Annotated in this window: 17 protein-coding genes and 1 rRNA gene; 15 read left to right on the forward strand and 3 right to left on the reverse strand. The window is 74.0% G+C overall.

The features are described from left to right. From rrf to ACIGO8_RS18575, 3 genes are all read left to right on the forward strand, one after another. Positions 1–91, forward strand: a 5S ribosomal RNA gene (gene rrf / locus ACIGO8_RS18565); the annotation flags it as partial. A gap of 225 nt (positions 92–316) precedes the next feature. Further along, positions 317–1,351: a hypothetical protein gene (locus tag ACIGO8_RS18570; protein WP_399732459.1), complete on the forward strand. Its 1,035-nt coding sequence runs from the start codon at positions 317–319 to the stop codon at positions 1,349–1,351. Then, the gene (locus ACIGO8_RS18575) at positions 1,291–2,070 is read left to right on the forward strand and encodes a hypothetical protein (protein WP_399732387.1); all 780 of its coding nucleotides are present in this window, start codon (positions 1,291–1,293) and stop codon (positions 2,068–2,070) included. Before ACIGO8_RS18570 ends, ACIGO8_RS18575 begins: the two co-directional genes overlap by 61 nt. A gap of 80 nt (positions 2,071–2,150) precedes the next feature. Here the strand turns inward: ACIGO8_RS18575 and ACIGO8_RS18580 are convergent, their stop codons facing one another. After that, positions 2,151–3,437 (reverse strand): DUF1015 domain-containing protein, encoded by a 1,287-nt coding sequence (locus ACIGO8_RS18580; protein ID WP_399731340.1) that lies wholly within the window; start codon positions 3,435–3,437, stop codon positions 2,151–2,153. Between the two features lie 84 nt (positions 3,438–3,521). On the opposite strand from ACIGO8_RS18580, the gene ACIGO8_RS18585 reads away from it, so the two are divergent. The 5 genes from ACIGO8_RS18585 to ACIGO8_RS18605 all read left to right on the forward strand — a co-directional run bounded on the left by ACIGO8_RS18585 (position 3,522) and on the right by ACIGO8_RS18605 (position 8,372). Next, entirely contained in the window at positions 3,522–4,682 is a 1,161-nt protein-coding gene (locus ACIGO8_RS18585) for an HAD hydrolase-like protein (protein ID WP_399732389.1), read from the forward strand. Beyond that, entirely contained in the window at positions 4,679–5,143 is a 465-nt protein-coding gene (locus tag ACIGO8_RS18590; protein ID WP_399731342.1) for a GNAT family N-acetyltransferase, read from the forward strand. The genes ACIGO8_RS18585 and ACIGO8_RS18590 overlap by 4 nt, the downstream gene beginning before the upstream one ends. 184 nt (positions 5,144–5,327) lie before the next feature. Further along, on the forward strand, positions 5,328–6,287 hold the full coding sequence (locus ACIGO8_RS18595) for a FecCD family ABC transporter permease (protein ID WP_399732391.1): 960 nt from the start codon (positions 5,328–5,330) through the stop codon (positions 6,285–6,287). Then, entirely contained in the window at positions 6,284–7,315 is a 1,032-nt protein-coding gene (locus tag ACIGO8_RS18600) for a FecCD family ABC transporter permease (RefSeq protein WP_399731344.1), read from the forward strand. The genes ACIGO8_RS18595 and ACIGO8_RS18600 overlap by 4 nt, the downstream gene beginning before the upstream one ends. Before the next feature lie 136 nt (positions 7,316–7,451). Beyond that, positions 7,452–8,372, forward strand: coding sequence for an ABC transporter ATP-binding protein (locus ACIGO8_RS18605; RefSeq protein WP_399731347.1), 921 nt, complete (start codon positions 7,452–7,454; stop codon positions 8,370–8,372). Here ACIGO8_RS18605 and ACIGO8_RS18610 read toward each other — a convergent pair. Beyond that, positions 8,361–8,708, reverse strand: coding sequence for an SCP2 sterol-binding domain-containing protein (locus ACIGO8_RS18610; protein WP_399731350.1), 348 nt, complete (start codon positions 8,706–8,708; stop codon positions 8,361–8,363). The genes ACIGO8_RS18605 and ACIGO8_RS18610 overlap by 12 nt on opposite strands. Before the next feature lie 41 nt (positions 8,709–8,749). On the opposite strand from ACIGO8_RS18610, the gene ACIGO8_RS18615 reads away from it, so the two are divergent. The 6 genes from ACIGO8_RS18615 (at position 8,750) to ACIGO8_RS18640 (ending at position 15,138) form a co-directional block, all read left to right on the forward strand. Then, positions 8,750–9,244 (forward strand): hypothetical protein, encoded by a 495-nt coding sequence (locus tag ACIGO8_RS18615; RefSeq protein WP_399731352.1) that lies wholly within the window; start codon positions 8,750–8,752, stop codon positions 9,242–9,244. Positions 9,245–9,251: 7 nt separating this feature from the next. After that, positions 9,252–10,067, forward strand: coding sequence for a TlyA family RNA methyltransferase (locus ACIGO8_RS18620; protein ID WP_399731355.1), 816 nt, complete (start codon positions 9,252–9,254; stop codon positions 10,065–10,067). Then, positions 10,064–10,987 (forward strand): NAD kinase, encoded by a 924-nt coding sequence (locus tag ACIGO8_RS18625; RefSeq protein WP_399731357.1) that lies wholly within the window; start codon positions 10,064–10,066, stop codon positions 10,985–10,987. Before ACIGO8_RS18620 ends, ACIGO8_RS18625 begins: the two co-directional genes overlap by 4 nt. 202 nt (positions 10,988–11,189) lie before the next feature. Further along, positions 11,190–12,932 carry a DNA repair protein RecN gene (recN, locus tag ACIGO8_RS18630; RefSeq protein ID WP_399731360.1) on the forward strand — a complete coding sequence of 581 codons (1,743 nt, stop codon included), beginning with the start codon at positions 11,190–11,192 and terminating at the stop codon, positions 12,930–12,932. A 306-nt stretch (positions 12,933–13,238) separates the two neighbouring features. Then, positions 13,239–13,964, forward strand: a complete 726-nt coding sequence (locus tag ACIGO8_RS18635) for a hypothetical protein (RefSeq protein WP_399731363.1) — start codon at positions 13,239–13,241, stop codon at positions 13,962–13,964. A gap of 88 nt (positions 13,965–14,052) precedes the next feature. Then, positions 14,053–15,138 carry a glycosyltransferase family 4 protein gene (locus tag ACIGO8_RS18640; RefSeq protein ID WP_399731366.1) on the forward strand — a complete coding sequence of 362 codons (1,086 nt, stop codon included), beginning with the start codon at positions 14,053–14,055 and terminating at the stop codon, positions 15,136–15,138. A 116-nt stretch (positions 15,139–15,254) separates the two neighbouring features. On the opposite strand, the gene ACIGO8_RS18645 is transcribed toward ACIGO8_RS18640, so the two are convergent. Continuing rightward, positions 15,255–16,877: a PucR family transcriptional regulator gene (locus tag ACIGO8_RS18645; protein WP_399731369.1), complete on the reverse strand. Its 1,623-nt coding sequence runs from the start codon at positions 16,875–16,877 to the stop codon at positions 15,255–15,257. Positions 16,878–17,038: 161 nt separating this feature from the next. Between ACIGO8_RS18645 and ACIGO8_RS18650 the strand changes: the two genes are divergently transcribed. Next, complete coding sequence (locus ACIGO8_RS18650) at positions 17,039–18,574, forward strand: APC family permease (RefSeq protein WP_399731371.1); 1,536 nt, start codon at positions 17,039–17,041, stop codon at positions 18,572–18,574. The last annotated feature ends 31 nt before the right edge of the window (positions 18,575–18,605 follow it).

Genomic DNA, 18,605 nt, shown 5'->3' on the forward strand with positions numbered 1-18,605 from the left:
GCCCGGTTACATTCCGAACCCGGAAGCTAAGCCTTTCAGCGCCGATGGTACTGCAGGGGGGACCCTGTGGGAGAGTAGGACGCCGCCGAACAATCTTTCAGGACCCCTGGTCCCAGCGTTCACGCTGGGACCAGGGGTCCTTTTGTTTTTCCTTGTATTTCTTGACAGCGCGCCGCGGTGCCGGCTGCGCGAGAATGACTGCAGTACCCGAAGACAGGAGTCACGTCGATGTCCACCAACTCTCCCGACGACCGTCCGGAGCGCGAGCCGCGCCGCCGGGACGGTGGCGAGCGGGGCGGCTTCCGTGGGCCGCGTCGTGACGACAACCGTGGCGGTGGCGGCGGCGGTGGCTACCGCGGCCGTGACGACCGTCCCTCTTTCCGTCGTGACGACCGGCGGGACGATCGCCGCGATGACCGCCGCGATGACCGTCGGGACGACAACCGCGGTGGTGGCTACCGTGGTCGTGACGACCGTCGTGACGACCGCCGTGACGACCGTCCGTCGTTCCGTCGGGACGACAACCGTGGCGGTGGCGGCGGCGGTGGCTACCGCGGCCGCGATGACCGTCCCTCTTTCCGTCGTGACGACCGGCGGGACGATCGCCGTGACGACCGTCCGTCGTTCCGTCGGGACGACAACCGTGGCGGTGGCGGCGGCGGTGGCTACCGCGGCCGTGACGACCGCCGCGATGAGCGTCCGTCGTTCCGTCGTGACGACCGGCCGTCCTTCCGCCGCGATGACCGTCGGGATGACAACCGTGGCGGTGGCTTCCGGCGGGACGATCGCCGCGATGACCGACGCGATGACCGTCCCTCCTTCCGTCGTGACGACCGGCAGGATGATCGCCGCGACGACCGTCGTGACGACCGCCCCTCCTTCCGTCGTGACGACCGGCAGGATGATCGCCGCGACGACCGTCGTGACGACCGTCCCTCCTTCCGTCGGGACGACCGCCGGGATGAGCGTCCGTCGTTCCGTCGTGACGACAGCCGTGGCGGTGGCTTCCGCCGCGACGACCGGCGTGACGACAACCGTGGCGGCGGCTTCCGCCGCGACGACCGGCGCGATGACCGGCGTGACGACCGTCGTGACGAGCGGCCCCGTGGGCCGCGGCGCGAGGACGACCGGCGTGGTGGTGGCGGCGGTGGGTTCCGTGGCCGGGACGACCGGCGGGACGACCGTGGGCGTGGGCCGCGTCGGGACGACCGGGGTGGCTACGGGCGCCGTGACGACCGTCGTGACGACCGCGGCGAGCGTCGCGGTGGGGACCGCGCGCCGATCAAGCGGCTGCCGATCCCGCCGGAGGTCACCGGTGAGGAGATCGATCCGGACGTGCGGCAGGAGCTGATGAGCCTGCCCAAGGGTCTGGCCGAGGACGTCGCCCGTAACCTCGTCATGGTCGCCCAGCTGATCGACGAGGAGCCGGAGAAGGCGTACGAGTACTCGCGTATCGCGCTGCGGCTGGCCTCGCGTGTGGCCGCCGTCCGCGAGGCGGCCGGCTTCGCCGCGTACGCCACGCAGAAGTACGCCGAGGCACTGGCCGAGTTCCGGGCCGCGCGGCGGATGACCGGCACGGTCGAGCTGTGGCCCGTCATGGCGGACTGCGAGCGCGGTCTGGGCCGGCCGGAGCGGGCGCTCGCCATGGCCGGTGAGCCCGAGGTGCAGAAGCTGGACAAGGCCGGGCAGGTCGAGATGCGTCTCGTCGCCGCCGGCGCCCGCCGGGACATGGGTCAGCTCGACGCGGCCATCGTCACCCTGCAGAGCCCCGAGCTGGCGTCCAACGCCAACCACCCGTGGACCGCGCGGCTGCGGTACGCGTACGCCGACGCGCTGCTGGCCGCCGGCCGGGAGGGCGAGGCGCGGGAGTGGTTCGCCAAGGCCCTCGAGTCCGACAAGGACGGCTCCACCGACGCGTCCGACCGCCTCGCCGAGCTGGACGGTGTCGAGTTCGTCGACGCGTTCGACGACACCGAGGACGAAGAGCAGCGTGGTGACGACGTTGACGATGCGGACGACGTCGACGACGACCGCGACCTCGACGACGACCGCGACGGCGACAAGAGCTGACGCTGGCGTGCGTGCGTAGGACGAAGGGCGGCACCCGTGAGGGGTGCCGCCCTTCGGCGTTTTCTCCGGACATCTTCGTCTCAGTCGAGGGCCAGGCTCCTCAGCACCAGCCCCGTGGCCGGCTTCGGGCCGAAGGACGTCGACTTGCGGGGCATGGTGACGCCCTGCCGGGCCAAGTCGCGGACGACCTCTTCCTTCACCGGGTGCATCAGGACCGCCGTACCGCCGCGGCGTTCGGCCTGGGCGACGGCGGCCTCGGTGTCGTGGATGTACGCGATGTCCTCGGGCTCGTCCGGGATGTGCCAGACGTGGTCGAGCAGGGTGGAGTGCAGGACCGTGGCGTCGAGGGTGCGCCAGGCCTCGGGGCGGTCCGTGCGGATGGTGCGGGCCAGGAGCTCCGGGTCGGGCCGGTCGAGGAGGTGGAAGGCGCCGTCGCCGGCGAGGACGAAGGCGTTGCCCTCGGCGGTCGCCGCGGCCAGCGCCTCCTGGGCGGCGGACAGCGGGCCGTCTATGCGGGTGACGCGGAAGCCGTCGCCGAGGGCGGCGAGCGCGTCGGCGACCGGGAGGCGGCCGAGGACGCGGTGGATGGCGCGGACCCGCAGCGGGTAGCGGGCGGTGTCGATGAGCAGGACCAGGCCGTAGTTCCACGGGCCGGGCACGGTGTGTTCCTCGCGGAGCCGCAGATAGGTGGCCCAGCGGTGGTGGCCGTCGGCGATGAGGGCCTGGTGGCGGGCGAGTTCGCCGGCGACGGCGGCCAGGTCGGCCGGGTCGGTGACGGACCAGAGGCGGTGGTGGAAGCCGTCCTCGGTGGTCGTCGAGAGGAGCGGCTCACGGGTGATGGTGCGGTCGATGACGGAGCCGGCGCCGTTGCCCTCGCCGCGGTAGGTGAGGAGCAGCGGTTCCAGGTTGGCGGCCGTGGTGCGCATGAGCGCGGCGCGGTCCTCGACGACGTGCGGCATCACGTCCTCGTGGGGCAGGACGATGCCCTGGGCGGGAGGGGAGAGTTCGAGTGCGCCGATGAGGCCGCGCTGGAGGATGCCGTCGCCGCGCTGCTCGTACACGTAGAGCGCGGGCTCGGGATCGGGCGCGAGGATGCCGTCGGCGAGCCAGCGGTCGAGGGTGACGGCGGCCTTGCGGTGGCGGGTGCCGGCGGTGATGGCCTGCGGGAGGATCAGCCGGACGATGTTGTGCGGGTCCGCGGACTCCAGGTGGTGGAGTCCGTCGGGCCGTACGACGACGTCGTACGGCGGTGAGGTCACGGCAGCGAGGCTGCCGACCCGTTCGGGGACGTACCGGAGGCCCCGGAAGGGGCTCAGGCGGAGACCGGGGGCGCGGACGTCGTCGGCCGCGTGACCTGAGGTGTTCATCTCGTCATCGTATGTGGCGGGTGGCATGAGCGATGATCGGGGGAGCAGGGGAATTTCCCTCGGCGACGTGAGGAGTACATGGCAATGACGGGATTCGGCCAGGAGGACGTCCGAGGCCAGGCCCAAGGCCAGGTGCGGGACCAGGCGCACAGCCAGGTCCGGAGCCATGTCCGGGGCGGTGAACCGCACGGGCGGCAGGGCAGGAGCCGGCCGGAGGGCAGCGCGGTCGCGCTGAGCGAGGCCTACGACACGGCGCTGCTCGACCTGGACGGTGTCGTGTACTTCGCGGGCGGCGACGCGATCCCGTACGCCGTCGAGGCGCTGGGCACGGCCAGGGCCGGCGGGATGCACCTCGCGTACGTCACCAACAACGCGCTGCGGACGCCGGACGCGGTGGCCGCGCATCTGACGGACCTCGGCGTGCCGGCCGAGGCGGGTGATGTGATCACCTCCGCGCAGGCGGTGGCCCGGCTGATCGCCGACGAGGTGCCGCCGGGTTCGCGGATCCTGGTGATCGGCGGCGAGGGGCTGCGGGTGGCGCTGCGCGAGCGGGGCCTGGTGCCGGTCGAGTCGGCGGACGACGATCCGGTGGCGGTGGTGCAGGGCTACGGCGGCCCGGAGCTGCCCTGGGGCCGTTTCGCGGAGGCGAGTTACGCGGTGGGGCGGGGCCTGCCGTGGTACGCCTCGAACACCGACCTGACGATCCCGGGCGTGCGGGGCGTCGGGCCGGGCAACGGCGCGGCGGTGGAAGTCGTCCGGATCGCGACGGGCGCGGAGCCGAAGGTCGCGGGCAAGCCGCTGCCGCCGATGCACCGCGAGACGGTGCTGCGGACCGGAGCGCGGCGGCCGCTGGTGGTCGGCGACCGGCTCGACACGGACATCGAGGGCGCGTTCAACGGCGGCGTGGACTCGCTGCTCGTCCTGACGGGCGTCACGGACGTGGCGCGGCTGCTGGCGGCGGTGCCGGAGCACCGGCCGACGTATGTGGCGGCGGATCTGCGCGGCCTGCTGGCGGCGCAGCCGGAGGTCACCGAGGGCGCGGACGGGTCGTTCGGCTGCGGCGGCTGGACGGCTGCGGTGAGCGGCGGCGCGCTGGTGCTCGACGGGACGGGTGACGGTCTCGATCCGCTCGACGGAGTACGGGCGCTGTGTGCGGCGGCGTGGACGGACGCGGGCGCCGGCGCGTGCGGCCTGGACGCGGGGAAGGCACTGGGACGGCTGGGAGAGGCGGGGCGGGCGCGATGACGACGACTGACCGCAGCCCCGGCCCGGCGCTGACCGTCAGCGAGGGTGACTCCGAGCTCGACGGCCGGCTGACCGAGGCGTTGATCGCCTTCAACAGTGCCGCCACCGGTGCTTCCGACCGCGGCGCGTTCTCGATCAAGGTCACGGACGAAGCGGGTGAACTGGTCGGCGGGCTGACCGCACGGACGTGGGGTGGCCTCTGCGGCATCGAGCTGTTGTGGGTGCGCGAGGACAGCCGTAAGGGCGGCTGGGGCAGCAGGATCCTGCAGGCGGCCGAGGCCGAGGCGCGGCGGCGCGGTTGTGACCGCCTGTCCACCTCGACCGCCACTTTCCAAGCTCCCGGCTTCTACCTGCGCCATGGCTTCGTCGAGACCGGTCGGACACCGGGAGTCCCCGGCGGGCACGCGGACGTGCACCTGTTCAAGTCCCTGGCCGACTCGCCGTCTGCGTACGCGTCGTAGGGAGCCGGGGCGCGCACCCGACGGAGGCGCGTGCCCTGGCTCCGCCAGGGGATCGATCGGCTATGGCAGGGTAGGCTAACCTAACCTCGTGTTGGTCGAGAGTCCCTCCCGTGCGAGCGCGGAGTCGGTCGGCCCTGCCCAGAAGGTGACGCGCCGGAACTCCGTGCGTGCCGTCGGACTGGTCGTGGCCGTCGGAGTCCTGCTGCTGGTCTGTGTCCTGAGCATCATGATCGGTGCCAAACCGGTGCCGCTCGCCGATGTCTGGCACGGACTGTTCCACAACAGCGGCATCCGCAACGACGTCGTCGTCCACGACGTCCGCGTCCCCCGCACCCTCCTCGGGATCCTCGTCGGACTCGCGCTCGGTCTGTCCGGCGCCGTCATGCAGGGCCTCACCCGCAACCCGCTCGCCGAGCCCGGACTGCTCGGCGTCAACGCCGGGGCCGCCGCGGCCGTCGTGTCCGCCATCTCGTTCCTCGGCGTCACCGACGCCGCCGCGTACGTGTGGTTCGCCTTCCTCGGCGCCGCCGTCGTCTCCGTCGTCGTCTACGTCCTCGGCGGCAGCCGCAGCGCCACGCCCGTACGGCTCGCGCTCGCCGGCACCGCGGCCACCGCCGCCCTGTACGGCTACGTCAACGCCGTACAGCTGCTCGACTCGGCCGCCCTGGACCGGCTGCGGTTCTGGACCGTCGGCTCGCTCGCCGACGCGAACATGGACACCGTCACCCGCGTCGCGCCCTTCATCCTCGCCGGCACCGCACTCGCCCTGCTCATCGCCCGGCCGCTCAACGCCATGGAGATGGGCGACGACACCGCCCGCGCGCTCGGCGCGCACCTCAACCGGACCCGGATCGTCGCGATGGTGGCCGTGACCCTGATGTGCGGGGCCGCGACCGCCGCCTGCGGGCCGATCGTCTTCCTGGGCCTGATGGTCCCGTACATCGTGCGGTCGATCACCGGCCCCGACATGCGGTGGATCCTGCCGTACGCGGCCGTCCTCTCGCCCGTCCTCCTCCTCGGCTCCGACGTCATCGGCCGGGTCGTCACCCGCCCCGCCGAACTCCAGGTCGGCATCGTCACCGCGCTCGTCGGCGGGCCCGTCTTCATCCGTCTCGTCCGCCGCAAGAGGATGGCCAAGCTGTGAGCACCAGGACCCTGAGGGCCGGCGGCCTCTCCGTACGCTACGCGCCGCGCGCCCTCGTCTCGGTCGCCGGCCTGCTCGTCCTCGCGCTGGCCGCCGCGGTCGTCCTCATCGGCAGCGGTGACCTGCCCGTCGCGCCCGGCGACGTCGTCAGCACCCTCCTCGGCGGCGGCACCGAGATCCAGAAGATCGCCGTCATGGACCTGCGGCTGCCCCGCGTGCTCGTCGGGGTCTTCGTCGGCGCCGCGCTCGGCATCGGCGGCGCCGTCTTCCAGTCGCTGTCGCGCAACCCGCTCGGCAGCCCCGACGTCATCGGCTTCGGCCAGGGCTCCACGGTCGGCGCGCTCGCCGTCATCGTCCTCTTCCAGGGCAGCGCGGCCGCCGCGGCCGGCGGCGCGGTCGTCGGCGGACTCGTCACCGGCACCGTCATCTACCTGCTGGCCTGGAAACGCGGTGTGAACGGCTACCGGCTGGTGCTCGTCGGCATCGGCGCCGCCGCCATGCTCACCGCCGTCATCCACTACCTCCTCACCAAGGCGCAGCTGGTCGACGCGACCCGAGCGGTGGTCTGGATGACCGGTTCGCTCGACGGCCGCGACATGGAGCAGTTCTGGCCGCTGTTCACCGTCAGCTGTGTGCTGCTGCCGCTGATCCTCGGGCACGGGCGGGCGCTGCGGATGCTGGAGATGGGCGACGACGCGGCGTACGCGCTCGGCGTCAAGGTCGAGCGGACCCGGATCGTCCTCCTGGGCGCCGCGGTGCTGCTCGTGGCCGTCGCCACCGCCGCCGCCGGCCCCATCGTCTTCGTCTCGCTCAGCGCGCCCCAGCTGGCCCGCCGGCTGACCCGCTCGCCCGGCCCCAACCTCGCCGCGTCGGCGCTGATGGGCACGGCCCTGCTGCTGGTGGCCGACTGGTGCGCCACCAACGCGTTCGGCGAGCGGCAGCTGCCGGTGGGCGTCGTCACCGGGGTCCTCGGCGGCTGCTATCTGCTGTGGCTGCTCGTCAGCGAGCGGAAGGCGGGGCGGATATGACCGGCGGGAACGGCCGGGACCCCGGGAACGGCGGGCACGGCGGGCACGGCAGGAACCCCGGGAACCTACGGAACCTCGCGAACCTCGGGAATCTCGGGAATCTCGGGAACACCAACAGGAGCACAGGAGTACGGGTATGAACGGGCAGCGGCAGACGCGGCAGCAGCAGACGCGGCAGGTCACCCAGCGGCTCAGCGCCGAGTCGGTCACGCTCGCCTACGACCAGCGGGTCATCGCCCGCGACCTGAGCGTGGCGATCCCCGACAACTCCTTCACGGTCATCGTCGGCCCCAACGCCTGCGGCAAGTCCACCCTGCTGCGGGCGCTGTCCCGGATGCTCAGGCCCAGCGAGGGACGGGTGCTGCTCGACGGGCAGGCGATCCACTCCCTGCCCGCGAAGAAGGTGGCGAAGACGCTGGGTCTGCTGCCGCAGTCCTCCATCGCGCCCGACGGCATCACCGTCGCCGACCTCGTCGCCCGCGGCCGCTATCCGCACCAGGGACTGCTGCGGCAGTGGTCCGACGAGGACGAGCGGAACGTGCGGGAGTCGATGGCGTCGACCGGCGTCGCCGAGCTGGCCGACCGCTACGTCGACGAGCTGTCCGGCGGACAGCGCCAGCGCGTCTGGATCGCGATGGCGCTCGCCCAGCAGACGCCGCTGCTGCTGCTCGACGAGCCGACCACGTTCCTCGACATCCAGCACCAGATCGACGTCCTCGACCTGTGCGCCGAACTCCACGAGACGCAGGGCCGCACGCTGGTCGCGGTCCTCCACGACCTCAACCACGCGGCCCGTTACGCGACCCATCTCATCGCCTGCCGCGACGGCGAGGTCGTCGCCGAGGGCCCGCCGGGAGAGGTCGTCACGGCCGAGCTCGTCGAGCGGGTCTTCGGACTGCGCTGCCAGGTCATCGACGACCCGGAGACCGGCACCCCGCTCGTCGTCCCGGCGGGCCGCACGGCGCGCAAGCGGCAGGTGCGGGAAGAGGGGCAGGGACCCGGGGAGGGACCCGGGCAGGGGCAGGCGGAGGTGCCGGAGCCCGCGCTACAGAAGTGACCGCAGGCGCAGCAGGTCGCGGACGCCGGCCTCCAGGCCGACCCGGCCGGAGGCCCAGGCCTTGGCGAAGTTCAGGCGGCCGTCGACCATCGACACCAGGTCGTCGCCGGTCATCCGCAGCCGGATCTGGGCCTTCTCGCGGGGCGCGCCCGGGACGGTGCCGTCGACCTCGATGCGGCCGGCGGCCAGGCGGCCGGTGAAGGTGGTGTCGAGGTCGGTGACGTGGCAGCTGAGGGTGCGCTCGAGCGCGGCGGCGCCGCGCACCTCGCCCTCCGCGCGGGCCAGGTTCTCCGAGAGCCGTGTCAGTGCCTCGCGGCACTCCGTGATCGTCGCCATCGTCTCGACCGTACCTCACGGCTTCGCGGTAGCGTCGGGGCATGAGCGACGCGTACCCGAACGCCTACGAAGCGGCCCGCCGCGCCGACGGCGCCCCGGCGGACCTCGACGAGGACGTCGCGTACCACCCGCCCGGCCCGGACCCGCTGGCGACGAGCGCCGGAGGCTCCGCGAGCGCGACGAGCGCGACGAGCGCGACGAGCGCGACGAGCATGGCGGCCGCGGCGGGCGCCGAGGGCTCCGTGAGCGCGGCGGACCCGGGCGCCGGGAGCCCGGGCCCGGACGCGGCGGGCGCGGGCCTCAGCGACGCCGTGAGCGACCCCTACCGCCCCGTCGGGCCCGCGCCGCTCGGCGTGGCACGGACGCGGACCGGGCGGGCGTCCGTCGACGCGCTGCTGGAGCGGCTCGGCGAGGTCGACCACCTCACGGCGGACGGACACCTCGACGTGTACGAGGATGTACACCGTGGGCTGCGCGACGAGCTGACCGCGCTCGACGCGCCGCCCGGGCCCCGTCCGTACGACAACAGGAGCTGAACCGAACGTGGCAGGACCGGCACGCCGCCGTCTCGACGCCGAGCTGGTGCGGCGCAAGCTGGCGCGCTCGCGCGAGCACGCCAGCCAGCTGATCGCCGCGGGCCGGGTGACCGTCGGCAAGACCGTCGCGACCAAGCCCGCCACCCAGGTCGAGACCGCCGCGGCCATCGTCGTCGCCCAGGACGACAGCGACCCCGACTACGTCTCGCGCGGCGGCCACAAGCTGGCCGGCGCCTTCGCCGCGTTCGTGCCGCTCGGCCTGCGCGTCGAGGGCCGGCGCGCGCTCGACGCGGGCGCGTCCACCGGCGGCTTCACCGACGTCCTGCTGCGCGCCGGCGCCGCCCACGTCGTCGCCGTCGACGTCGGCTACGGGCAGCTCGCCTGGTCCCTGCAGAGCGACGAGCGCGTCACCGTCAAGGACCGCACGAACGTACGGGAGATGACGCTCGAGTCGATCGACGGCATCCCGGTCGACCTGGTCGTCGGCGACCTGTCCTTCATCCCGCTCGGCCTGGTGCTGCCCGCCCTGGTCGCCTGCACCGCGCCCGACGCCGACCTGGTCCTCATGGTCAAGCCGCAGTTCGAGGTCGGCAAGGAGCGGCTCGGCACCGGCGGAGTGGTGCGCAGCGCCGAACTGCGCGCCGACGCCGTGAAGAACGTCGCCCGGCGGGCGGGCGAACTCGGGCTCGGCGTCCTCGGCGTGACCGCGAGCCCGCTGCCCGGGCCGTCCGGCAACGTCGAGTACTTTCTGTGGCTGCGGGCCGGGGCGCCCGCTCTTGATCCGGCGGAAGTCGACCGCGCCGTGGCGGAAGGACCTCGTTGAGCACTGGTTCGAGCACGTCTACCGAAAGCAACCGCACCGTCTTCCTGCTCGCGCACACCGGCCGGCCGGCCGCCGTGCGCAGCGCCGAACTCGTCGTCCTCGGACTGCTGCGCAGCGGCATCGGGGTGCGCGTCCTGGAGGCGGAGGCGGCCGACCTGCCGCTGCCGCCGGCCGTCGAGAAGGTGCCGGAGGCCTGCTCCGACGCGCTCGACGGCTGTGAACTCCTCGTCGTCCTCGGCGGCGACGGGACCCTGCTGCGCGGCTCCGAGTTCTCCCGGGCCTCCGGCGTGCCCATGCTCGGCGTCAACCTGGGCCGGGTCGGCTTCCTCGCCGAGGCCGAGCGCGACGACCTCGACAAGGTCGTCGACCGGGTCGTGACGCGGGCGTACGAGGTCGAGGAGCGGATGACGCTCGACGTGACCGTGTACCAGAACGGCGACGTGCTGCACCGGGACTGGGCGCTGAACGAGGCGGCGGTGCAGAAGGTGTCCCCGGAGCGGATGCTGGAGGTCGTCCTCGCCATCGACGGACGGCCGGTGACCGGCTTCGGCTGCGACGGGGTGATCTGCGCGACGCCGACCGGTTCGACGGCGTACGCGTTCTCCGCCGGCGGTCCGGTGATCTGGCCGGAGGTCGCGGCGCTGCTCATGGTCCCGATCGGGGCGCACGCGCTGTTCGCCAAGCCGCTCGTCACGACTCCCGACTCGGTGCTCGCCGTCGAGGTCGAGCCGCACACGCCGAACGGCGTGCTGTGGTGCGACGGGCGGCGCACGGTCGAGCTGCCGGCCGGCGCCCGGGTCGAGGTGCGGCGCGGTGCCGTCCCGGTCCGCCTCGCCCGGCTGCACCACGCCTCCTTCACCGACCGGCTGGTGGCGAAGTTCGCGCTGCCGGTGTCGGGCTGGCGCGGAGCACCCCACTAGACCGCCGCCGAGCCGGGGCCGGGGACCCGGCCCCGGCACGGCGCGCGCCTCACCGTGTGTGGGCCTGCCCACATCGGCCCCCGGCCCGCGGCGGGCCGCACCGTCAACGAGCCGACGCCCGGAAAGGCACGGCCCCGTCACGCCGACCGGCCGCTTCGCTGCCGGAGCGGGGCGACGTGGCACCGGGCGGGGAAAACCTCGTATGGTCTGGGGCGTGCTGGAGGAGATGCGGATACGGTCGCTCGGAGTCATCGACGACGCTGTGGTCGAGCTGTCGCCCGGTTTCACGGCGGTGACCGGTGAGACCGGTGCGGGCAAGACCATGGTCGTGACCAGCCTCGGGCTGCTGCTCGGCGGCCGGGCCGACCCGGCGTTGGTGCGGATCGGGGCGGGCTCCGCCGTCGTCGAGGGGCGGATCGCGCTGCCCCCGGGCGCGCCGGTCGCCGCGCGCGCCGAGGAGGCGGGCGCCGAGCTCGACGAGGGCGCGCTGCTGGTCAGCCGTACCGTCTCCGCCGAAGGACGGTCCCGTGCCCACCTCGGCGGGCGCTCCGTACCCGTCGGGCTGCTCGCGGAGCTCGCCGACGAGCTGGTCGCCGTGCACGGCCAGACCGACCAGCAGGGCCTGCTGAAGCCGGCCCGGCAGCGCGGTGCGCTCGACCGGTACGCGGGCGAGGCCGTCGCCGTGCCGCTCGCCGCCTACGGCGAGGCGTACCGCAGGCTGCGGACCGTGACCGCGGAGCTCGAGGAGATCACCACGCGGGCCCGGGAGCGGGCCCAGGAGGCCGATCTGCTGCGGTTCGGGCTGAGCGAGATCGAGGCCGTCGAGCCGCGGGCGGGCGAGGACGTGGAGCTGGCCGCCGAGGCGGAGCGGCTCGGGCACGCCGAGTCCCTGGCCTCGGCCGCCGCCCTCGCGCACGCCGCGCTGGCCGGCCAGCCCGAGGACCCGGAGGCCGTGGACGCGACGACGCTCGTCGCGGGCGCGGGCCGGGCCCTGGAGGCCGTACGGGCGCACGACCCGGCGCTCGCCGCGCTCGCCGACCGGATGGGCGAGATCTCCATCCTGCTGTCCGACGTCGCCGGTGAGCTCGCCGGCTACGCCGACAACCTGGACGCCGACCCGCTGCGGCTCGCCGCCGTCGAGGAACGGCGCGCGGCCCTCACCCAGCTCACCCGCAAGTACGGCGAGGACGTCAACGCCGTGCTGGCCTGGGCCGAGCAGAGCGCCGCCCGGCTGACCGAACTCGACGGCGACGACGAGCGGATCGACGAGCTGACCGCCGAGCGGGACCGGCTGCGCGACGAGCTGTCGGTGCTGGCCCAGCGGCTCACCGACGCGCGCACGGAGGCGGCCGACCGGTTCGCCGACGCCGTGACCGCCGAGCTGGCCTCGCTGGCGATGCCGCACGCGCGGGTGTCGTTCGCGATCCGGCAGACCGAGGATCCCGACGGCGTCGAGGTGGGCGGCCGGCGGGTCGCGTACACGCCGTCCGGTGCCGACGAGGTCGAGCTGCTGCTCGCCCCGCACCCGGGCGCCCCGCCGCGGCCGATCGCCAAGGGCGCGTCGGGCGGTGAGCTGTCCCGGGTGATGCTCGCGGTCGAGGTCGTCTTCGCCGGTACGGATCCGGTGCCGACCTATCTCTTCGACGAGGTCGACGCGGGCGTCGGCGGCAAGGCGGCCGTCGAGATCGGCCGCCGGCTCGCCAAGCTCGCCCGGACCGCGCAGGTCGTCGTCGTCACCCACCTGCCGCAGGTGGCGGCCTTCGCCGACCGGCAGCTGCTGGTGGAGAAGACCAACGACGGCTCCGTCACCCGCTCCGGCGTCACCGTCCTGGAGGGCGAGGACCGGGTCCGTGAGCTGTCGCGGATGCTCGCCGGCCAGGAGGACTCCGAGACGGCCCGCGCGCACGCCGAGGAACTCCTCGCGACGGCCCGGGCGGACGCCTGAACCCCAGGGAGCCTCTCGCCGATCGGGTCTGATCGGCGGGAGACCTCCTCGGGCCGGACGGCTCACGGCGCGGGACTCACCGGCTCGGACGCCGGGGCCCGGTCGGGCGGCGACAGCCGCGTCACGACTCCCTGGCCGGGCCCGGTCTCCCCGGCCGGCGGCTTCCGTCGGGCGGCTTCCGGCGGGCCGAGGTGAACTACTCGTCCTTCCAGCCGCTGCCGCGGCTTCTTCGCCATGTCCCCTCCCCGTGTCGCCTGCTGCCGACAGCCTGTCAGCCGCCACTGACACGCCGTTAGGCTGAGCGTCATGATCAGGACAGGCGGCAGGGCCGCTTCGCTGGCGGTGGCCGCCGGGGTGACGCGGGTCGTGTACGAGGGGTTGCGGCGGGTGCGGGACCCGCGGTGGGAGCGGACGAACCGCTCCGGGCGGAGCGTCGGGCTGTACGCGGGACCGGCGGCCGTGCTGGGTGCCGCGGCCGGCGCCGGGAGCGGGGCCGGGGCGTTCGCCGTGCTCGCGGCCGGGGCGTGCGGGGCCTACGACGACGTGCGCGGTGACGAGCGGCGCGGCTTCCGGGCGCATCTGGCGGCGCTGCGGGACGGCGAGGTGACCAGCGGGGCGGTGAAGCTGTTCGGGATCGGCGCGGCCGGGCTGGTGGCCGGCGCGCTGCTGAAGGAACGGCCGCTCGACAAGGTCCTCGCCGGTGTGGTGATCGCCGGCACGGCGCATCTCGTCAACCTGGTGGACGTGGCGCCGGGCCGGGCCGGGCTCGCCGTGCTCGGGATCGCGGCGCCCGGGCTGCTGCGCGGGGCGCAGGCCGCCGCTCCGATGGGCGCCGTGGCCGCCGTTCTCGCCGACGACCTGGGGGAGCGGACGATGCTCGGCGACACCGGCGCGCACGCGCTCGGCGCGGCCGTCGGTGTCGCCGTCGCCACGGGCAACGGGCGGCTCGGCCTCGTGGCCCACGCGGCCGGGCTCGTCGCCGCGGCGGTGTACGGGGAGCGGGTCAGCGAGCTCGCGCGCTCACCCATGTGAGTGATCCCGGCCGGTAAGTTGGCGCGGCGACACGGCAAGGCGGTCACTTCGGTGCCGGAACGTGCGTACGGACTGGCATCCTTGGCGCGTGACACAGCTCCGTACGGTCCAAGTGCTGGGCGGCGGCAGCGCGGGAAGCAGCGCACACGTCAGGTCGCTCGCCTCGGGGCTCGTGGCAAGGGGCGTGCGCGTGACCGTGTGCGCCCCTGCCGAACTCGACCACGTCTACGACTTCGCCGGTGCCGGCGCCCACGTCGTAGCCGTACCGCGCCGCGGCGGTCCCGCGACCGTCGCCGCGCTCCGCAACGCCTGCATCGGCGCGGACGTCGTCCACGCGCACGGTCTGGACGCCTCGGTGCGGGCCTCGCTCGCGCTGGCCGGCGCCGCCGCGCCGCGCGTCCCGCTGGTCACCACCTGGCACACCCGCAGCCAGGTGGCGGGCGCGCGCGCCGGACTCGTACGCCTGCTGGAGCGCAGGACCGTGCGGGCGGCCGCCGTCGTCCTCGCCACGTCCTCCGAACTCGTCGACCGGGCCCGGCGGCGCGGCGCCCGCGACGCGCGGCTCGCGCCGGTGACCGTACCGGCCTCCCGCGCGCCGGTCTGCCTCCACGACGGCAAGGCGCGGGCCGAACTCGGCGCCGTGGACCGGCCGTTGCTGATGGCGGTCGGCGCGCTGGAACCGGGCCGCGGGTACGGGATGCTGCTCGACGCGGCGCGGGTGTGGCGGGACCTCGACCCGCAGCCGCTGCTGGTGATCGCGGGCGAGGGCTCCGAACGGCCGGCCCTGCAGCGGCGGATCGAGACGGAGCGGCTCGCGGTGCGGCTCATCGGGCGCCGCGAGGACGTCGCCGAACTCCTCGCCGCGGCCGACGTCGCCGTCCTGCCCTCCCGCTGGGAGGCCCGCTCGCTGCTCGCGCAGGAGGCCCTGCGCCTCGGCGTGCCGCTCGTCGCGACGGCCGTGGGCGGCGTGCCGGAGCTGGTCGGCGACGCGGCCGAACTCGTTCCGTACGGCGACGCGGACGCCCTCGCGGCCACGGTCCGGGCCCTGGTCGAGGACGCCGAACGGCGGCTCGACCTGGCGGCGGCGGGACGGATGCAGGCGCGGACCTGGCCGACGGAGGACGAGACGATCGCGCACGTGCTGAGCGTGTACGACGAGCTGACGCAGCGCTGAGGCGGGCCGCTGCGTCGCGGGCATCCGCCCCGCGGAACGCACGCCCGGGACGGGCGACGGAGCAGCCCGCGCGGGGGCGTGCGTCCCGCGGAACGCACGCCCCCGCGCACCGGTCCCTACGTCGTGTGCCGTCGCGCCCGCAGCGCCAGTGACAGGGCCAGGACCGTCTGCGGGTCGTCCAGGTCCGTGCCGAGGAGTTCCGATATGCGAGCCAGGCGGTTGTAGAGCGTCTGGCGGTTGAGGTGGAGTTCGCGGGCCGTCTCCGCCTTGCGGCCGGCGTGCGCGAGATAGGTCTCCAGGGTCGGCAGCAGCGGCGGCCGTGAGGTGCGGTCGTGGTCGCGCAGCGGACCGATCGCCCGGTCCACGAAGGCGGCCAGGTCCGGATGGTCGCGCAGCCGCCACAGCAGCAGCTCCGTGTCCAGACGCCGGGCGTCGTACCAGGGCAGGTCGCTCAGCCCCTGCGCCGCGGTCGCCGTCTCCGCGGCGTGCCGCAGCCCCGCCGAGGCCGCCGCCCAGCTGCCGGCGACGCCGACCACCACGACCGGCGGGTGGACGCCCGACCGCTCGAGACCGGCCCGCTCCACACCGGCCCGCAGCGCCGCCGCGACCCGGTCCGCGACCGCCGTGCGCTCCGTCTCCGAGCGCAGGCCCAGCAGCAGCGGCACCCGGCCTTCCACGGGCCGGACGCCGAGCAGCACGGGCACGCCCACCGCGGACAGCTCCTCCAGCACCGCCCGGGCGAGCAGTGCCCAGTTGCCGGACGGGGACAGTTCGGAGGCGAGCCGCATGACGACCGGCAGCAGCGGACCGTCGCCGGGCTTGAAGCCGAGGACCCGGGCCTGGGCGGGCGCATCCTCGGCCGAGATGCGGCCCTCGGCGAGGTCGGTGAGGAAGTCGCCGCGGCCGCGGGCGGCCAGCTCCTCCTCCTGCCGGGCCTGCATCAGCACGACCGCGAGCAGCCCCGCCGCCCGCTCGGCGGCCATCCGGTGCACGGGCGAGAGCGGCGAGGAGACGGCGAGCAGAACGAGCCGGGCGCGTACGGAGGCGGTGCCCGGACCGCCGCCCGGCACGTCCACGAGCACCGCGCCGGTCGGCGGGCCGGACTCGCGCGCCGCCCGCTGCCCGCGCAGCCCGTCCCACACCTGGAGCGGGTCGGCCGGCTCGGACTCGGTGCCCGCCGCGTAGAGCAGCTGTCCGTCGGGGGTCTCCAGGAAGACCGGGTTGAGCGAGAAGTCGGCGAGGATCCGCAGCACCTGTGGCACCCCGCCGCCGCCGAGCAGCGCCTCGGTGCACTGCCGGTGGACCTCCTCGGCCTGCCGGAGCAGCGCGTAGTGCCCGTTGACGATCTCGGTGTGGATCTCCTCCGTGACGGCGACGAACGGCACCTCGCGGTGCAGCTGCACCAGCGGCAGCCCGGCCGTCCTGGCCGTCTCGACGATCGTCGCCGGCAGGCGCGCGAAGCGCGGCCCCAGCTCCACCACCAGCGCCGCGATGCCCCGGTCCGCGAGCCGGCGGACGAAGGCGCGCTGCTCGGCCGGCCGGGTGCCGAGCCCGAGTCCGGTGGTGAGCAGCAGCTCGCCGCCCTTGAGCAGCGAGGCGATGTTCGGCACCTCGCCCGCGTGCACCCAGCGCACGGTGCGGTGCAGCCGGTCGGCGCCGGCGACGACCTCGGGGAGCCCGCTGCGCAGGCCCGGAAGCTCGAGTGCCCGCTGCACGGTGATCCCGCCCTGACTTTCCATGGAGCCGGACGCTACCCGCGTCCGTGTGCCGGGAACATCACCGGGGCGTTTCCGGCGCGGACAGTTCGTACAGAGGGGCGACAACTCGTCGTCCCGTGGCGCGAATTGTGCGACCGACTGCCGATTGTGGCCTACGTCACGTACGAGGATGCTCTCGCGCCATGGCAGAGAACACCACCCCAGCGGCTTCCCGGAGCCCCGAGGTCCACCGGCTGAAGGCGAACTCGGTCGGCCTGGTCGGCGTCGTCTTCATGGCCGTCGCCACCGCCGCCCCGATCACGGCCATGACCGGAAACCTCCCCATCGCCGTCGGCTTCGGCAACGGCACCGGCGCGCCCGCCGGCTATCTCTTCGCGACGGTCGTCCTGACCGTCTTCTCCGTCGGCTACGTCGCCATGGCCAAGCGGATCACCGCCGCCGGCGCCTTCTACGGCTACATCTCGCACGGCCTCGGCCGGATCGCCGGCATGGCCTCCGGCATGCTCGCCGTCCTCGCGTACATCGTCTTCGAGGCGTCCATCGTCGGTGTCTTCGCCTACTTCGCCAAGACGACCGTCGCCGACCAGCTCGGTGTCGACCTGCCCTGGATCGGCTACGCGGCCGTGATGCTCGCGGTCACCGCCGTCCTGTCGTACTTCGACATCAACCTCACCGCCAAGGCGCTCGGCGTGATGCTCGTCGCCGAGATCGCGGTCCTCTTCGCCGTCGCCACCGCCGTCCTGATCTCCGGCGGCGGCCCCGACGGCATCCCGGTCGAGCCGGTCAACCCGAAGAACGCCTTCACCGGCGCCTCCGCCGGCCTCGGTCTCTTCTTCGCCTTCTGGTCGTGGGTGGGCTTCGAGTCCACCGCGATGTACGGCGAGGAGTCCCGCGACCCGAAGCGGGTCATCCCGCGCGCCACCCTGATCTCCGTCGTCGGCGTCGGCCTCTTCTACATCTACGTCTCGTGGATGACCATCGCCGGCAACGGCCTGGCCGGATCGGTGAAGCTGTCCGCCTCCGCCAGCCCGCTCGACCTGTTCTTCGCGCCCACCGAGTCCTTCATCGGCGCCTGGGCCGTGGACGCCTTCCAGTGGCTGCTGCTCACCGGCTCCTTCGCCTGCGGCATGGCCTTCCACCAGTGCGCCGCCCGCTATCTGTACGCCATCGGCCGCGAGGGCTTCCTGCACCCGGCCCTGGGCCGCACCCACCCGCGGCACGGCTCGCCGTACATCGCCTCCTTCGTGCAGTCCGTGATCGCCGTCGTCCTCGTCGGCGCCTTCTGGCTCACCGGCCAGGACCCGTACATCCACCTCTACACGCTGCTCGCGATCCTCGGCACCATGGCGATCCTGATCGTCCAGACGCTGTGCTCCTTCGCCGTCATCGGCTACTTCCGCAAGAACCACCCGGAGGACCGGCACTGGTTCAAGACCCTGACCGCCCCGCTCCTCGGCGGCGTCGGCATGATCGCCGTGGTCGTGCTGCTGATCATGAACATGGAGGCCGCGGCCGGGCTCGCCGCCGACTCCCTCTTCTTCAAGGCCATCCCCTGGATCGTCGGCCTCGTCTTCTTCGGCGGCCTCGGCCTCGGCTTCTACCTCAAGGCCCGGCGGCCCGAGCGCTACGAGATCATCGGCCGGATCGTCCTGGAGGACGCCGTCGAGCGCGCCGACGCCAGCACCGAGCCCGCGCCCACCGCCGTACCGCAGACCTGACCCCTCCCGCAGACCCGACCCCTCCCACCTC

Source organism: Streptomyces sp. NPDC053493, from assembly GCF_044544825.1.
Taxonomy (GTDB): Bacteria; Actinomycetota; Actinomycetes; order Streptomycetales; family Streptomycetaceae; genus Streptomyces.

Excerpts from the sequence above, each read along its gene's own strand:
- recN (WP_399731360.1), top strand. The coding sequence starts at position 11,190 with ATGGTCTGGGGCGTGCTGGAGGAGATGCGGATACGGTCGCTCGGAGTC.
- ACIGO8_RS18645 (WP_399731369.1), bottom strand. The coding sequence starts at position 16,877 with ATGGAAAGTCAGGGCGGGATCACCGTGCAGCGGGCACTCGAGCTTCCG.
- ACIGO8_RS18605 (WP_399731347.1), top strand. The coding sequence starts at position 7,452 with ATGAACGGGCAGCGGCAGACGCGGCAGCAGCAGACGCGGCAGGTCACC.
- ACIGO8_RS18580 (WP_399731340.1), bottom strand. The coding sequence starts at position 3,437 with ATGAACACCTCAGGTCACGCGGCCGACGACGTCCGCGCCCCCGGTCTC.
- ACIGO8_RS18585 (WP_399732389.1), top strand. The coding sequence starts at position 3,522 with ATGACGGGATTCGGCCAGGAGGACGTCCGAGGCCAGGCCCAAGGCCAG.
- ACIGO8_RS18650 (WP_399731371.1), top strand. The coding sequence starts at position 17,039 with ATGGCAGAGAACACCACCCCAGCGGCTTCCCGGAGCCCCGAGGTCCAC.
- ACIGO8_RS18610 (WP_399731350.1), bottom strand. The coding sequence starts at position 8,708 with ATGGCGACGATCACGGAGTGCCGCGAGGCACTGACACGGCTCTCGGAG.
- ACIGO8_RS18590 (WP_399731342.1), top strand. The coding sequence starts at position 4,679 with ATGACGACGACTGACCGCAGCCCCGGCCCGGCGCTGACCGTCAGCGAG.
- ACIGO8_RS18615 (WP_399731352.1), top strand. The coding sequence starts at position 8,750 with ATGAGCGACGCGTACCCGAACGCCTACGAAGCGGCCCGCCGCGCCGAC.
- ACIGO8_RS18635 (WP_399731363.1), top strand. The coding sequence starts at position 13,239 with ATGATCAGGACAGGCGGCAGGGCCGCTTCGCTGGCGGTGGCCGCCGGG.